The organism is Alteromonas sp. KUL42, from assembly GCF_006538325.1.
In the GTDB taxonomy this organism is placed as follows: Bacteria; Pseudomonadota; Gammaproteobacteria; order Enterobacterales; family Alteromonadaceae; genus Alteromonas.
Genome location: NZ_BJKK01000001.1, coordinates 539,310 through 555,262 on the forward strand (window position 1 = coordinate 539,310; position 15,953 = coordinate 555,262).

Genomic DNA, 15,953 nt, shown 5'->3' on the forward strand with positions numbered 1-15,953 from the left:
TTAATGAAATGGATTTTTTAAAAGAACTTTGGGCGTTTTTACGTGTACGAAAGAAACTATGGCTTGCTCCTATCATTATCGTAATGTTGATCCTTGGAGGTTTGCTGGTACTTGCGCAAGGTTCTGTAGTAGCACCTTTCATTTACACACTTTTTTAGAACAGCGTATGTATATCTTAGGTATCTCTGCCTTTTATCACGACAGCGCGGCATGCTTACTTAAAGATGGTGAGATTGTTGCCGCAGCACAAGAAGAGCGCTTTACTCGTAAGAAACACGACGCTGGCTTTCCTAATCATGCAATTCAGTATTGCTTAAAAGAAGCTGGAATAGCAGCAAAGGATATTGGCAATGTCGTGTTCTATGAAAAGCCGTTTGTTAAATTTGAGAGACTACTTGAAACGTACCTAGCATTCGCACCGAAAGGTTTTACAAGCTTCGCTAAAGCGATGCCAGTTTGGATTAAAGACAAACTTTTTCAAAAGTCTGCACTCATTAAAGAGTTGAAGTCAACACTTGGTGATAGTGTTGATTGGCGTGAGCGTTTGTTGTTCTCTGAGCATCACTTATCACATGCAGCAAGCGCATACTATCCTTCTCCCTTTGATAGAGCTGCAGTGTTAACGCTAGATGGTGTAGGTGAATGGACAACAACATCTCTCGCGATTGGTAAAGGTAGTGATTTACAAGTTTTGAAGGAAATACACTTTCCACATTCACTCGGCTTATTCTACTCTGCATTCACCTATTACACAGGGTTTAAGGTTAACTCTGGCGAATACAAGGTGATGGGTTTAGCTCCGTATGGAGAGCCACGTTACGCAGACTTAATACGAGAAAAACTCATCGCCGTTACCGATGATGGTAGCTTCCAGCTCGATATGAGTTACTTCGATTACGCAACTGGCTTAACAATGACAAATAAAAAGTTTGACGCATTGTTTGGCGGTCCACCACGTACGTCTGAGACAGAGCTTACGCAGCGAGAAATGGATTTAGCTGCATCAGTTCAAAAGGTGACTGAGGATATCGTTCTTGAGTTAGCGCGAGGAATAGCCAAAGAAACTGGTGAACGTAATCTATGTCTTGCTGGCGGTGTGGCACTCAACTGTGTTGCAAATGGCATTTTGCTACGCGAAAAAATCTTTGACAATATTTGGATTCAACCCGCAGCTGGTGATGCTGGTGGGGCTTTAGGTGCTGCTCTTTCAACATGGTATCTACATCATGGTAAAGAGCGTGTTACTTCAACTGAACGTGATTCAATGAAGGGAGCTTACTTAGGCCCCGAGTTTACAGATGCTGAAATTGAAGCTGAACTTACAGCTTGTGGTGCAGAATTCAAAAAGCTATCCGAAGCTGAAATGATTGAAGAAGTAGCATCCGCGTTAGCTGATGAAAAAGCGGTGGGTTGGATGCAAGGACGCATGGAGTTTGGTCCACGTGCATTAGGTGGGCGCAGTATCATTGCGGACCCACGTTCACCAGTGATGCAAAAACAACTTAATTTAAAAGTTAAATATCGCGAAAGTTTCCGTCCATTTGCGCCAAGTGTCTTAAGAGAAGATGTTGGTGAATGGTTTGAGCACGAAACTGATAGCCCTTACATGCTATTGGTTGCAAACGTACATAGCAATAAACGTCGCTCAATGACTACAGATGAAGAGAAACTATTTGGTATTGATAAACTAAACGTGCCACGTTCTTCCGTACCAGCAATTACGCACGTTGACTATTCTGCACGAATACAGACAGTACACGCTGAGACAAACCCTAAGTACCACGCTGTAATTTCAAAATTTAAAGACAAGACTGGATGTTCGTTGGTAGTAAATACGTCATTTAATGTGCGCGGTGAACCAATCATTTGCACACCAACAGATGCATTTAGGTGCTTTATGGGTACTGAAATGGATGTCTTAGCTGTTGGTAACTACGTGCTTTACAAAGAGCATCAAGATGAAGCACTTAAAGAGAATTATGAGGAACGCTATGAGCTGGATTAAAATACTATTTGCTAATCTTTTTATCACATTCGGCTTATTGGGTATGCTTCTGTTAACACCGCCAATAGCGTACTCGATCTATTCCCTATCATTTAGTGAACAAACAAAAAAATCTTCGGAAGATACTAGGGCTCGCTTAGAATTATATAACGGCATAGAATGGGCTTCTATTCACTTTGCTGAATTTTCAAAACTCCCAGTTACATATTTCGACTATATCACGTGGAGAATGGACGATTTTGAAGGTGAAACAATCAACATATCAGATGGATTAAGAGAAACTTATGAGCCAACTAATCCAACCATCAACGCTGACAAATACTTATTTTTTGGTGGATCTACCACTTGGGGAACGGGCGTTAATGACGATAACACCTACCCATCAATCTTTGCAGAGCGTTTAAACACTCGTGTCACCAACTTTGGAGAACCTGGCTACATTGCGAGACAGTCTCTTTCGTTATTAACAAATTACTTATTAGCCAATTCATCGGTGGATTTTTCTGGAAGGCACGTGGTTTTTTATGATGGCGTAAATGACGTAGCTCATCGGTGTAGAAGCGAAATATCTGGGCTTGGTACTGGACGTGAGCAACAAATACAAAGCATTCTTTCAACCAAAAGTAATGAAAAATATAGTTTTGCAAAGTTGTTTGAACAGTTGACGCAATTTTTACAAGCAGTAACCCGTAAGTTAGGTATGGCTGGGGCGTCTTCTATCGCTTCGGAGAATTACAAATGCTCATCAGATCCCCGCAGAGCTGAAGAAATTGCAAGAATGCTTGTAGAAACCTGGCAAGTCGCTTCAGACCTTGTTACAAATCGCGGCGGGAAGTTTACTGCAATATTACAGCCCGTTGCGTTCATTGGCAGCGCCGACATTGAATATTTAAATCTTAACAGTGCAAACGATACTGCATTGAGTATGCAGTACCAAGCAGTTTATCCTCTCATTAGACAACTTGCTGCTGATGCGAATATTGATTTTGTTGACTTAACAACAGCCTATGACAGCTGTAATAACTGTTATATTGATTTTTGTCACGTCGGTCCCCAAGCTCATCAGATTTTAGTGGATAATCTTGTCAACAGCATCAATTGATGAGTGAGTGGTATGAAAATCAAAAGAAATCAATCAGTAGCATCCGCGTTAGCTGATGAAAAAGCGGTGGGTTGGATGCAAGGACGCATGGAGTTTGGTCCACGTGCATTAGGTGGGCGCAGTATCATTGCGGACCCACGTTCACCAGTGATGCAAAAACAACTCAACCTCAAAGTAAAGTATCGCGAAAGTTTCCGTCCATTTGCGCCAAGTGTCTTAAGAGAAGATGTTGGTGATTGGTTTGAGCATGAGACTGATAGCCCTTACATGCTTTTGGTTACAGACGTACAAAAAGATAAACGTCGTCCAATGACAGAAGATGAAGAGGCTTTGTTTGGAATTGATAAGTTAAATGTACCGCGTTCTTCAATACCAGCAATTACACACGTTGACTATTCTGCACGAATACAGACAGTACACGCTGATTCAAACCCTAAGTACCACGCTGTAATTTCGAAATTCAAAGAAAAGACTGGCTGTCCACTTGTTGTAAACACATCTTTCAATGTGCGTGGCGAACCAATAATTTGCACACCAACAGATTCATTCAAGTGCTTTATGGGTGCGGAAATGGATGTCTTAGCTGTCGGTAATTACGTGCTTTATAAAGAGCAGCAAGACGAAACGCTTAAAGATAATTATGTGGAACGTTATGAATTGTATTAAGTTTATTCCTATTTCAATAATTACTTTGGCTATTGAAATTACTTTATTTTTTTCATTACCGCAAAATTGGACTCAACAATCTTCCTATGTTGTATTTTTCTTCGTTTTCCAAATACTTTTAATACCAAGTGTTCTATTTTTGTTCAAAAAGAAATTTGAAACGTTTTCTGTAAGTTGTATTTTACTTCTTTGTGCAAATTTTTTTACACCCAGTTTTCTACCGATTAACGACTACAAGACTTTGCCTCCCAATTTCTTCAAAAGGTTAATTGTACGTGGTGACGTGATGCCAAACTTTGAGGGTATCAATACTATATCTACCGATGAAATGGGCTTTAGAAGCCTTAGTGATATAGATTACAACAACAATGATTCTTTCAGAATTTTTGCAATTGGTGCAAGTACAACGGAAGAAATATTTGTTGATGATAATCAAACTTGGACGAGTCTTCTCCAAATAAGTCTCAACAATTCACAAAACAAAAAATTCGAAGTAATAAACACCGGTGTTTCTGGGCTAAGAGCGAGACATCACTTAGCCACGATGATGCAAACAGAGAATTATTATCCAAATGCATATATTTTTCTCATGGGAGTAAATGATTGGAATAGCCATATTAAAGGTTATATAGGTAATGACGAAAATGAATTACCAATCGATCTCAGTGAAACTTTAATTTGGAAAGGTTTAAGTTTTGCAAAAATGCTGTTTAGTTCGCTACATTTTGATATGTCAGAAGAAGAATACAATGTGATTGAAGAATACTGTGTAACTGAAGAATATTGTGTGAGTGAAGAATACGGTATTTATTACAGTCTACAAAATAACTCATTAGAGAGGAATGATGTTAGAGAGTTTTTCCCCGAGGACATAGACTCTAGCTATGAGTCGTATGTAAGATGGATTGCAACTCGGTGTAACAACAACTCATATCTTTGCATTTTTGTAAGCCAGCCTTCTGCATATTCAACGCGGTTAACGAAGGATTTAAAGGAAAGGCTATGGATGACTCCACCAAATGTGGAATACACATTAGATCTCAAATCTCTTATCGCTATATCCCAACTGTATAATCAAAAACTTTTTGAAATTGCCAATGAGAATAATATTCATTTTTGTGATCTTGCTAAAGAAATCCCTCCCACAATCGAGTATTTTTATGATGATGTTCATTTTAATGAAAATGGTTCCACAGCAGTTGCTGAGGTATTACATGGATGTTTATCGACGATTCTGAATGAATGATTGAAGGAAAGTTAGACGCTTAAAGGAGAGAATGAGTGAGTGGTTTGACAGTCAAAATAAGCAAAGCAATAAACTCAGTAAGTTGCTGCGAGAGCGAATTGAAAAAGCTAATCCGCGTTCGCCAACTGACTGCCGAAGAAACCAAGCGCCTTAGAAAGGCTACAAGCGATAGCTGACAAACTCAAGCGTGGAGAAACCGTGCGGAGTGGGAATAATGCGTGCTTGGTTACGGTTTGTTAAATAACCAAATATGAAAGAGCCTTAGGGCTCTTTCTTTTTATGTACAATATATGTATTGTTTTTCAGGCAACACGCTCTAATCGCATATTATTTTTATATCCTCATTCTATGTAACACCAATGTCATAAAAATATCATCTAATGACGTGGTTCGACATACCTCAATCGTTAAGGGTTTATTGTGCTCAATTACACTAGCATTAGTCGTTTAGTTATGACGCCTGTTCTAGCCAGCTTTTTTATTCTCGTATTACTTAATGGTGCCTCTATTTATAAATCATTCACTTTGCTAAACGCCTTTGATGATTTAGAAAATACACTTGTACAGTCAGAGCGTGATGTAAATGAAACCCTAAGTACGTTTAAAACCCAAGTTCAAGAATGGAAGAACGTGCTATTGCGCGGCCACAAGCAAGCCGACAGAGAAAAATATTGGGAGCGCTTTAAGCAGCGAGAAGCTGAAATAACTAAGCAATTTAATTTAATGCTGACAAATGAAGTGGTAAGCGGCAAAGCGAAAGATGAAATTCGACAGTTCCAAAAGGCACATGCCTTAATGGCCCAGAAATACCGAGAAGGCTACGACGCTTTTGTTGCAGCTAATTTCGACTCAAAAGTCGGTGACAGTTACGTTCGTGGTATTGATAGAGAGCCGGCTAAGTTACTTGCTAGTATTGCAAACGATATTGCCCAGGAATCTGCAAATTCTATTGCTGAGCTTAAAGCAAATACTCGAAGCATGCTGTGGACCATTTTAGTTGCGGCCATTGCGCTTTCTGTTTTGTCTATGGTTTATGTAATTTCGCGATTGCGCAAACAAGTTATCAAGCCAACCAAGCAGATTGCATCTTGTATCTCAAACCTTGCTAATAGCCGTTATGATTACGCATTAACGTATTCGAGTCACCATGAATTGGGTGTATTGGCCGATTCAGCGCGTGCTCTGCAAAGTAAATTGAAAGAGTCAGTAGATCAGTTACAAGAAGCTGAAGTTGAAATGGAACGGGCATTTGGCACGTTAGGAAATGTTAGCCAATCGATAATGGATGGTGCAAACGAGCAGCGCGATGCGTCACACTCACTAGACAATAGTACTGATAAATTAAGAGAAATTGTACAAAACCTAGTTACCATCACTGATCAGGTTGCGGTTGCAACCAATAACTCCGAGCAAAACGTAGCAAGTTGCTATGCTACATTCCAAAAAGCAAACCTAGGTTTTAAACAGTTAGCTAAGACGGTCACTGAGTCTAGTGATATTGTGTCAGAGCTTCAAAGTCGCAGTACCAATATTTTAAAAGTGGTTAATGTGATTAATGAAATTGCAGATCAAACTAATCTATTGGCACTCAATGCCGCTATTGAAGCTGCTCGTGCTGGCGAGCACGGAAGAGGCTTTGCAGTAGTTGCAGATGAAGTACGTGCGCTTGCAGCTAAAACACAGCAATCCACTAAAGAGATCAACGATATTTTAAGTAGCTTTGAAGCCGAAGCAAAAGGCGCTGTAGCAGCTATGGCATCAGGTAAGCAACTATCTGACACCAATGCGACAGAGGCAGCCAGTGCGCTTGAAACACTCAATAATGTTGTACGAGATATTCAAGAGACCGCAAGTGTTGTGGTTGCCCTCAATGACGCAGCAGATGAGCAAGAAGAAGTCTTACGCCACGTTGAAACCATCATTAGCAATGTGGTGTCGTCGTCTGAGCGATATCATCAGTTGGCCCAACGAGATGATATGTCTCGTTCAATGAAGAGTATGTCGCATAACGTGGAAAAAGTGGTGAATAGTTTGACCCGTTAACCCCCGTCTGCCAGTATCTAAAAAGGAGCTTAATGCTCCGTTTTTTTGTGTTTATACCAAGCCGCAGAGGAGTCTGCCGTTTCAGAGTGAGTAAGCTCCTGTGTGGGTTGGTATTATTCGTTGGCCTTCCTTTTGTTGTTCAGGTGTGTTTGTTTATGATACCGCTTGTGTTTCACCCCATTTATAGTCAGCTTAATTTACCTGAGCGGCACCGATTTCCCATCGAAAAATATGTGGGTATTCGTGATGAACTTATTAAAAGGGGCGTGCCTGATTCCCAATTTTTTCGACCTTCACCAATATCTGTTGAAACACTCAAGTCCTTTTATCACTCAGATTATGTCAATGCGCTCACGCAAGGTACACTGGAAAAACAAGCCATGCGACGCATTGGTTTTCCATGGTCAGAGCAACTCATTGAGCGCACGAGAACAGCGGTAGCGGGAACGTGTTTAACGGCTGAGTTAGCAGTGACAGAAGGCAAAGCGTTGAATTTAACAGGAGGGTATCACCACGCATTTGCCGATTTTGGCTCAGGTTTTTGCCTGTTTAATGATTTATACCTCGCCGCTAAAAAAATGCAGCAATATGACGGTATTGACAATGTGCTGATTGTTGATCTCGATGTGCATCAGGGCGACGGCACAGCGAAGTTGGCAGAAAACGACAACGATATTTTTACACTTTCTCTGCATGGCGAGAAGAATTTTCCTCATCGCAAACAGCAGTCAAACATAGATATTGGTCTGGCAAAAGGTGCCGAAGATGATGAGTATCTATCAACGCTGGAAGAAGCCTTAACGTTATCACTTCGTCAGTTCCAGCCCGATGCCATTATTTATGATGCCGGCGTTGATATTCATGTAAATGACGATTTGGGCCATCTACATGTGTCTACCAAAGGGGTGTTTGAGCGCGATAAACAAGTATTCCAACTTGCTAGCCAATTGGGTGTACCTATAGCAGCGGTCATCGGTGGTGGTTATCAGCGAAATATTATCGCGCTAGTTGATGTCCATATACAGCTCTATCGAGCAGCGGGTGTTATAGCTTAGGGTTGTTGGCCTTGGCGAATTGCCATTTTATGAACATATCGCTTTCCAGCAGCACTAATCTGCTGCTGGAAATGACTATGCAGTTATAGGAATAGAAGTTGGAAACCAATACCTATGCGTTCTTGGGAGCGGTTATAGTCAATGAGAGAGTCGCCGTAGCCGTTAAAATACTGGAATAGCAATTCATAACGGTCTGAAACCGGGTAGGTCAAATCAAGTTGAATGCTGCCGCGATTAGTATCGAAATCAAGGTTATTCCGCACTAACGCTAAAATCTTAAAGGCACCAATTTTTCTACCATAACCAAATTCAGCGCGACCGTAATAGTCCAAAATGTCAGGGTTGTCGTCGCCTTTAGGATCTAAGGGGTCTTTTTTCTCATCTTCGGGAATACGATACCAAGTCTTCAAGTAATAGATATCGTCGTTATCACTAAATACAATAGAGGCAAAAAGGCGATTCCAGCTTCGAGAGCGCAGTCCGCTTTGTCCATTTGACATATGGTTGAAGCCAACCTGAAACGCGTTGAACTTATAGCCAAGTACGGAATAGTCAGCGGTTTCTTGCCAAAATACTTCAGGTTCGTAGTTTGTTTCTCTAAATGGCTTTGAGACTTCCTCGTTGTATAACTGCCAAAAAGACTTTAGCGTGAAGCCAAAGTAAACACCGTCAAAGCCAGTATCTTCAAGGTATAGAGGCAATTTCATGCTCACCTGAAATGTGGCTTCTTTGTTATCAACGTTGTCTTCAGTCAGTTCTTCATTTCCTGCTGAGTTTGGGTTTGAAACATAGGTAATGGGCAGTAAGTAGTTTTGTCTGTGTTGCGTAATTGCAAACACATTGTCCAGGGCTTCTTTATCGCCTTCTAAACGCTGATCCATAGCACTTTGTGTGGTGGTATCACGCTTAATAATATCGATAATTTCAATGCCGAGAGATGATGAACTATCTTGCTCTTCTTCCTTTGAACTTGATTCATCTACTTGTGCGGGTTGCCCAGATTTATTAGGTTGATTGGATTGATGCTCACTATTCTCTTGTGAATAAGTAAAAAAGCTGACGGATATTGCAATAGCAATGCCGATGAATTTTAACACGGACACCTTTGTTCTCCATAAAAAGGGTTGTAGTGATTTAATTGAAGTCCAGTGTTTGGCCTTCCGTTGAAGCAAATACTTGTAATGTTGACTCTGCGACAGCGATGTACTCTTTGCAATGCGTTACCACATTGTCAATATCATCATCGGTGCGTTCTGGATCGTGGCTGTATAAAGCGAGTTTCTTAGCATTGCATGCCATTGCTAATTTAACCGCTTCTTCGGCAACTGAGTGGCCCCATCCATTTTTCTTGGGCATATCGGAAACCATATATTGTGCGTCGTGAATTAGTAAATCCGCATCACGGGCAAATTCAACGAACTCTAAAAATTCGGTTTCTTTCTTGTAAGGAGGATATAGCTCATTATCTGTAATGTAAGCAATTTTACTGTTTCCTACCTCTAGGGTATAAGCGCTGCCTCTACCCGGATGATTAAGGGGTAAGCGCCTAATGGAGGCTTCGCCAATAGCAAATTTGTGCTGGTCTGTGTGCAAGGTTTGAATTTGAATGTTGGCTTTTAATGCTGCGCTGGGGACGGGAAACAACGACCCTTCCATTTGTTGCAGTATTTGGGTTGGTTCATTGAGAAGCGTTTGCCCGGGATAAATATTGATTTCACGACCGTCTTGGTAAATAGGCATGAAGAATGGAAAGCCTTGAATATGATCCCAATGATTGTGACTGAGCAAAATATGAATAGGGGAGCTTTTTTGAATGAGCAATTCGCCCAATAAACGAATACCCGTTCCTGAATCAAGGACGATATCAGTACCGTCCTTTAAAGCAACATGAACGCATGCGGTGTTGCCTCCATAGCGGATATAGTCCGCCCCTGGAGTGGGAATGGAACCTCTTACGCCATAGAATGTTAACCGCATACGCCAGTCTTCCTAGTTGGAAGGCAAGTTCAAATATTAGAGTGCGGCGACAAAGTCTTTTGCTGCACTGAGATCCAATAGCTGTTTCTCGCCAGTACGTCTATTCTTATACTCAACTTGTTGATTGTCGAGGTTTCTTTCACCAATAACAATACTGTGAGGTATACCAATTAATTCCATGTCATTAAACATAACACCTGGGCGTTCTTTTCTATCGTCGAATAATACCTCTACACCAAGTGCCAGTAGCTCTTCGTAAAGTTTCTCGGCCGCTTCTTTAATGCGGTGAGATTTGTGCATGTTCATTGGTATAACTGCAATTTTAAATGGCGCGATAGGATCTGGCCACTTTATTCCGAATTTATCATGGTTTTGTTCAATGGCAGCCGCCACAATACGAGACACACCAATTCCATAGCAGCCCATAGTTAGCGTTTGATGCTTTCCTGTTTCGGTTAATACACCGCAGTTCATGGCCTCAGAATATTTAGTGCCTAGCTGGAAAATGTGACCAACCTCAATACCGCGCTTGATATCAAGCGTACCTTTACCATCTGGCGATGCGTCGCCGGCTACAACATTGCGAATATCAACAGTTGTCAGTGCTTCTGACCAGTTGGCATTGATAGTCACTTTGCCGCCTACACCGGCACCGCAGGTGAAGTCGGCAAGGGCAGCAGCACTTGCATCAACAAATGTTGGAATCGTAAGTTGCGTTGCGTCGGCAAAAAATGGTGAAACGCCAAGCACTTCTTTTGCTTTTTCGAATGTAGCTTCAACAAGCGGCGATGCCACACCATCAATTTTTTCTGCTTTTACATCATTTAGTGTGTGATCGGCGCGAAGTACAAGAGCAACCCAGTTATCGGCCTCGATGGTTTGACCTTTACTGTCTAGTTCATTTGCTGCTTTAACAACAACTACCTTAACCGCGTTATCAATCTTGGCATCAACACTGTTAAATATGCCTTCTAGGTCTTTGCCTTTGGCATCTTTAACTTCTGCTGGGGCTCCCGAAGCCTGTGCTTTTTCAGGGGCTACTGCAGGGGCCATTTCAACATTTGCGGCGTAATCACTCTCATTAGAGAATACAATGTCATCTTCACCCGATTCAGCTAATACGTGAAACTCATGTGAATGGTTACCACCAATTGAACCAGAATCTGCAATAACGGCTCTAAAGTCTAACCCCATGCGAGAGAATATATTGCAATAAGCGTCATACATTTTCTGGTAAGTTTCTTCTAGACAGCTATCTTCCAAATGGAAACTGTAAGCGTCTTTCATGGTGAACTCTCGTCCACGCATAATACCAAAACGAGGGCGAACTTCGTCGCGGAATTTGGTTTGCACTTGGTACAGATTTAGTGGCAATTGCTTGTAGCTGCTAATTTCATTGCGAACCAGCGCAGTGATAACTTCTTCGTGTGTTGGACCAAGCACGAAGTCGCGCTGATGGCGGTCTTTGATGCGCAACAACTCTGGGCCATACTCTTCCCAGCGGCCAGATTCTTCCCAAAGATCGGCAGGTTGAACCACTGGCATCAACACTTCAATCGCGCCTGCTTTGTTCATTTCTTCGCGAACAATATTGGCAACTTTGTTGAGTACACGTAGGCCAGATGGAAGCCAGGTATAAAGACCTGAAGCAAGCTTTCTGATCATACCAGCGCGAAGCATAAGCTGGTGGCTGATAACTTCCGCATCTGAAGGTGTTTCTTTCTGCGTGGCAAGCAAATATTGACTAGTGCGCATGTAAAGCAGGTTTCCTGTAATAAAATTTATCGTTGATCTAGAGCCTGTTTATCTTTGTTCATTTTTTGTGTTGGCGGTCAAAATTGTCCATCACAAGGCGTTACTGGTGCAGTTTGGTGACCCAAATAAGCCAGTAATAACAAAGTGAGGGGCAATTTTGGCCCCAACCCCACTGGGGCATGGCCATTTTTTAGTCAAACTGCCCACAAATGCACTTATTTGGGCCCACCAAACCACGTACATTTGCGATTGCCTGACTAAAAAATGACTCATGCACAATTTATGAACAAAGATAAACAGGCTCTATCGTATTCTAATTAACTGTGAGCAATTTCGCCACAGACACGTGAGTTTATCGTGGATTTATCTCAGTAACGACAACATGGCCGTTCCGGACAACAAAACCAATGTCTTTGTCATACAAGGCAACTTTATAGGTTTTGGGGTCGTCATCTATGTGCTGCTTGTAAGCTGGTCGGGGGTCTTGAGCCAAAACATTGATTACCAAATCTTTAAACCCTTTGTTCTGTTGCTCAACACGTTGTACAACATTAGCAATGCCACTATCAAAGGATACGCAACGATTTGGTATCGGCTGGTAATTATCCAGTTTGTCCGTCGCCGACGTAAGGCTATCCGCATAGGCCAGATAAGGTTTTATATCGATAATAGGCGTACCGTCAACAAGGTCTACTCCTTCGACCTCCAGATATAAACTCCCGCCATCTGAGTGTATTCCTTTGTTCGATACCACAGACATACCAATACTGTTGGGTCTGTGGGTACTTCTGGTTGCCAATACACCTACTGTTTTATTGCCCCCGAATCGCGGTGCTTTAACAGTATTTTTCCACCCTTTCTCGATATTTTCATGAAACAAAAATAGCAACCAAAGGTGACTGTAGTCTTCAATTCCTTTTAGCATCGACTTTCCATCGTATCCGTCTTCAAACGTAATTTTGCCTTGTGCTTTTGCCAATCCAGGTTGGCGAGGAATTGCAAATTTTTGTTTGAATGGCGTAGAAATAGAGGCGATTGGAGATAGTGTATAGGTGGAAGACATAGTTAATATGTACCGAAAATGCAGTAATAAACCAAAGAAAAATAATGAACTGTCATATAACTCTCATATTTGACCGTTAAAGTACGCGGGCAAGTGATTAAGAGGTCTCCCTGGACCCATTCTCTTTAGGGCTTACCGCTTGGTAAGCCTGTTCTTTTTATCGTTAAAAGCGTTTCTTTAAAGTACGGGCAGCCCAAATCTTTCGCTTTTTGAATATTGTGAGTGTAAATCTTCTCAGCATCGTCTTCATTTTTCATATAGCGAGAAATATCGCTTTCTCTGATTAAATGCAAAACAGGGTAGGGGGAACGATTGGTAAAGTTTTCTGCGTCATCGTCGGTATTGCCGTCGAAGACATAATTGGGATGAAAACTTGCCAGCTGATACATACCGACATATCCCCATTCTTGTAGCATATGTTCAGCAATTGACAATATGTCTAGATATTCCTCGAAATCCGCTAACACAGGTGCAGGCAGTATGAGTAGGGTCGTGGCGGTGTCAGTAGAAGAATCTAGATGTGTCAGTTCATTGTATAAGGTTTCTAAAATAACACCTGCATCACCATAAACGACTTCACAGCGTATTTGGTTGGGGGTTCTGACAAAGCGCGCGAAAGGGCAAAAATTGTGTTTGATAACAATATCATCCACCCACTTCATTGTTACCGCTTTATAGTGCTCATCAGGCAGCGTAGCGCCTAAAGGCTCGATTGATTTTGACATGACGCTTCTATTTTCTGACGTTTGTTCTTCTAATGCGATTTCACCACATTTTGTGAGGGCTTATTTTTCAGTAGTATCGTTCAGCTGCTTTTAAGCAGCTCACCACAACCATCCAATTGTGATATCAAAAATTGTGGGGCTGCTCTTTTCACTGATATAAATTAAGAATGATACTTAACGTACGCCTCTAATGTGTTTTCAATAAGACTGGCAACCGTCATAGGGCCTACGCCACCTGGCACTGGGGTTATCCAGCCCGCGCGTTCTTGTGCTTTTTCGAAATCCACATCGCCAACTAATGAGCCGTCGTTTTGACGGTTAATGCCTACATCAATGACAATTGCGCCGGGTTTTACCCAATCACCAGGGATAAAGTTAGGCTTACCCACGGCAACCACTAATAGGTCTGCTCGAGAAACATGATTCTTTAAGTCTTGCGTAAATTTATGGCAGGTGGTGACCGTACATCCAGCAAGTAGTAATTCTAAACTCATTGGGCGACCAACAATGTTCGATGCACCTACAATAACTGCGTCTAACCCCTTAATTGGACGCTTTGTCGATTCGATCATCGTCATAATGCCTTTGGGCGTACAAGGGCGAAGTGCAGGTATACGCTGTGCTAAACGACCGATATTGTATGGGTGGAAGCCATCTACGTCTTTATGAGGATGAATGCGTTCTAGTATTTTTTCCGCATTTAGGCCCGCTGGAAGTGGCAGTTGAACAAGGATGCCGTCAATGTCGCTATCGTTATTTAGCTCGTCTACTACCTTTAGTAATGTTTCTTCAGTGGTATCTGCAGGTAAATCAAAAGAACGTGATATAAAGCCAACTTCCTCACAAGCTTTGCGTTTGTTTGCAACATATACTTGTGATGCTGCATCGCTTCCTACTAAGACTACTGCAAGTCCTGGTTGGCGCTTTTTAGCTTGAATAAGTGAATCTACGTAAGAAGTAACGTGCTGGCGAACTTGCTTGGCAATAAGTTTGCCGTCGATGAGATGGGCGGTCATAGGCTTATATATTCTTTTCAAAAAAATTGATGGTCAACAAGTGGCCTATATTGTTTCACAAAACGATACAGCAGCACTAGTCTTTTGGCATTTAGATAAAAAGCGCGTTGATTATTCTGACTCAAAGCGCTTTTTTACTGTTTATTATTCATAAAATTGTGCTTGAAATGAAAAATAGGGTGCTGGCTATCATAGAATGCAATTTATCAATCACTGATCACAAGCGGTTTTCCCACATCAAACTTACGCCAAATTGTTCGTTTATCACTCTTTTTGTTCAAAAAAACGCGAGAATGCGCGCTTTGTGAGCGGTTGGAAATTTTATTTAAAAAAGTGTTTGACGAGGTGGGGGGATGTCAGTAATATTCGCACCCCGTAACGGCACGGAGTTAAAACAACTCGCAAAGCCGCTACAACAGTCGGTGAGTGGCGCAGCTTGGTAGCGCACTTGTTTTGGGTACAAGGGGTCGCAGGTTCAAATCCTGTCTCACCGACCACTTTTGCAGCGAAGATTCGCCGAGCGCCCGTAGCTCAGCTGGATAGAGCAACGGCCTTCTAAGCCGTGGGTCGCAGGTTCGAATCCTGCCGGGCGCGCCATGCGGGTCAGGTAGGTCCTGACAGTACGGATGGCAGAATTTTCGAGTTTACATGTTTTACAATTCACATGTAAACTATGCAAGCACCTCTATGGTGGGCGTAGCTCAGTTGGTAGAGCCCCGGATTGTGATTCCGGTTGTCGTGGGTTCAAGTCCCATCGTCCACCCCACTTTTTGCGGAAGTGGTGGAATTGGTAGACACGCTGGATTTAGGTTCCAGTGCTTCACGGCGTGAGAGTTCAAGTCTCTCCTTCCGCACCATGTTTTCAAGCTTTTTCAAAAGCTTTCCAAAGATATCTCTGTCGGTGAGTGGCGCAGCTTGGTAGCGCACTTGTTTTGGGTACAAGGGGTCGCAGGTTCAAATCCTGTCTCACCGACCATTTATCTCTCTTCTTTCTTCGAAAATATCCTTGATGCATATCTAATTAAAACTTAATGCGTGTTTTGCGCTCGTTTGTCTATATTATACGCAAATGGCGACGACAAACTTGTGTTTCCCTCTCGACTCTTGTGATATGCAGCTGTATACTACCGCGTCGTTTTTTTAACCAGTACGTTTGTTTCAGGTTGTTTTTACACATACTTATAATGTGTCCAAACCATGATTCTTTTAACGTCAGATAACGACCTCTACCCCGGAGTGATATGCAAACGATGCATGACGGGAGAGGGGATTGAGAACAAAACGCCTGTAAAGGCGTATA

14 protein-coding genes and 5 tRNA genes are annotated in these 15,953 nt (G+C 42.0%); 13 read left to right on the forward strand and 6 right to left on the reverse strand.

The window, feature by feature from the left end; all coding sequences use genetic code 11:
- Nucleotides 1-8 precede the first annotated feature (8 nt).
- From EYR97_RS22015 to EYR97_RS02335, 8 genes are all read left to right on the forward strand, one after another.
- Nucleotides 9-158, forward strand: coding sequence for a DUF5989 family protein (locus EYR97_RS22015; protein ID WP_219996016.1), 150 nt, complete (start codon nt 9-11; stop codon nt 156-158).
- An 8-nt stretch (nt 159-166) separates the two neighbouring features.
- Complete coding sequence (locus EYR97_RS02305; RefSeq protein WP_131092217.1) at nt 167-2,005, forward strand: carbamoyltransferase; 1,839 nt, start codon at nt 167-169, stop codon at nt 2,003-2,005.
- On the forward strand, nt 1,992-3,107 hold the full coding sequence (locus EYR97_RS02310; RefSeq protein WP_165477960.1) for an SGNH/GDSL hydrolase family protein: 1,116 nt from the start codon (nt 1,992-1,994) through the stop codon (nt 3,105-3,107). Before EYR97_RS02305 ends, EYR97_RS02310 begins: the two co-directional genes overlap by 14 nt.
- A 12-nt stretch (nt 3,108-3,119) precedes the next feature.
- Nucleotides 3,120-3,773, forward strand: a complete 654-nt coding sequence (locus EYR97_RS02315; protein ID WP_207308034.1) for a carbamoyltransferase C-terminal domain-containing protein — start codon at nt 3,120-3,122, stop codon at nt 3,771-3,773.
- Entirely contained in the window at nt 3,760-5,019 is a 1,260-nt protein-coding gene (locus tag EYR97_RS02320; RefSeq protein WP_165477961.1) for an SGNH/GDSL hydrolase family protein, read from the forward strand. Before EYR97_RS02315 ends, EYR97_RS02320 begins: the two co-directional genes overlap by 14 nt.
- 31 nt (nt 5,020-5,050) lie before the next feature.
- On the forward strand, nt 5,051-5,173 hold the full coding sequence (locus tag EYR97_RS22115) for a hypothetical protein (protein WP_258313182.1): 123 nt from the start codon (nt 5,051-5,053) through the stop codon (nt 5,171-5,173).
- A 266-nt stretch (nt 5,174-5,439) separates the two neighbouring features.
- Entirely contained in the window at nt 5,440-7,062 is a 1,623-nt protein-coding gene (locus EYR97_RS02330; RefSeq protein ID WP_131092220.1) for a methyl-accepting chemotaxis protein, read from the forward strand.
- Between the two features lie 155 nt (nt 7,063-7,217).
- Nucleotides 7,218-8,117 (forward strand): histone deacetylase, encoded by a 900-nt coding sequence (locus EYR97_RS02335; RefSeq protein WP_131092334.1) that lies wholly within the window; start codon nt 7,218-7,220, stop codon nt 8,115-8,117.
- Nucleotides 8,118-8,200: 83 nt separating this feature from the next.
- On the opposite strand, the gene EYR97_RS02340 is transcribed toward EYR97_RS02335, so the two are convergent.
- The 6 genes from EYR97_RS02340 to folD all read right to left on the reverse strand — a co-directional run bounded on the left by EYR97_RS02340 (nt 8,201) and on the right by folD (nt 14,653).
- Entirely contained in the window at nt 8,201-9,220 is a 1,020-nt protein-coding gene (locus EYR97_RS02340) for a phospholipase A (protein ID WP_242634848.1), read from the reverse strand.
- A 31-nt stretch (nt 9,221-9,251) separates the two neighbouring features.
- Nucleotides 9,252-10,094 (reverse strand): MBL fold metallo-hydrolase, encoded by an 843-nt coding sequence (locus EYR97_RS02345; RefSeq protein ID WP_131092221.1) that lies wholly within the window; start codon nt 10,092-10,094, stop codon nt 9,252-9,254.
- Nucleotides 10,095-10,130: 36 nt separating this feature from the next.
- Nucleotides 10,131-11,849: a proline--tRNA ligase gene (locus EYR97_RS02350; protein WP_131092222.1), complete on the reverse strand. Its 1,719-nt coding sequence runs from the start codon at nt 11,847-11,849 to the stop codon at nt 10,131-10,133.
- A 352-nt stretch (nt 11,850-12,201) separates the two neighbouring features.
- Nucleotides 12,202-12,912: a tRNA (N6-threonylcarbamoyladenosine(37)-N6)-methyltransferase TrmO gene (gene tsaA, locus EYR97_RS02355; RefSeq protein ID WP_131092223.1), complete on the reverse strand. Its 711-nt coding sequence runs from the start codon at nt 12,910-12,912 to the stop codon at nt 12,202-12,204.
- Between the two features lie 125 nt (nt 12,913-13,037).
- Nucleotides 13,038-13,637: a DUF1415 domain-containing protein gene (locus tag EYR97_RS02360; protein ID WP_131092224.1), complete on the reverse strand. Its 600-nt coding sequence runs from the start codon at nt 13,635-13,637 to the stop codon at nt 13,038-13,040.
- Between the two features lie 161 nt (nt 13,638-13,798).
- On the reverse strand, nt 13,799-14,653 hold the full coding sequence (gene folD, locus EYR97_RS02365; protein WP_131092225.1) for a bifunctional methylenetetrahydrofolate dehydrogenase/methenyltetrahydrofolate cyclohydrolase FolD: 855 nt from the start codon (nt 14,651-14,653) through the stop codon (nt 13,799-13,801).
- 420 nt (nt 14,654-15,073) lie between these two features.
- Here folD and EYR97_RS02370 point away from each other — a divergent pair.
- From EYR97_RS02370 to EYR97_RS02390, 5 genes are all read left to right on the forward strand, one after another.
- Nucleotides 15,074-15,150 (forward strand) — tRNA-Pro (locus EYR97_RS02370).
- A gap of 23 nt (nt 15,151-15,173) precedes the next feature.
- Nucleotides 15,174-15,250 (forward strand) — tRNA-Arg (locus tag EYR97_RS02375).
- Nucleotides 15,251-15,343: 93 nt separating this feature from the next.
- Nucleotides 15,344-15,419, forward strand: a tRNA-His gene (locus tag EYR97_RS02380).
- 6 nt (nt 15,420-15,425) lie between these two features.
- Nucleotides 15,426-15,510 (forward strand) — tRNA-Leu (locus EYR97_RS02385).
- A gap of 42 nt (nt 15,511-15,552) precedes the next feature.
- Nucleotides 15,553-15,629, forward strand: a tRNA-Pro gene (locus EYR97_RS02390).
- Nucleotides 15,630-15,953 lie beyond the last annotated feature (324 nt).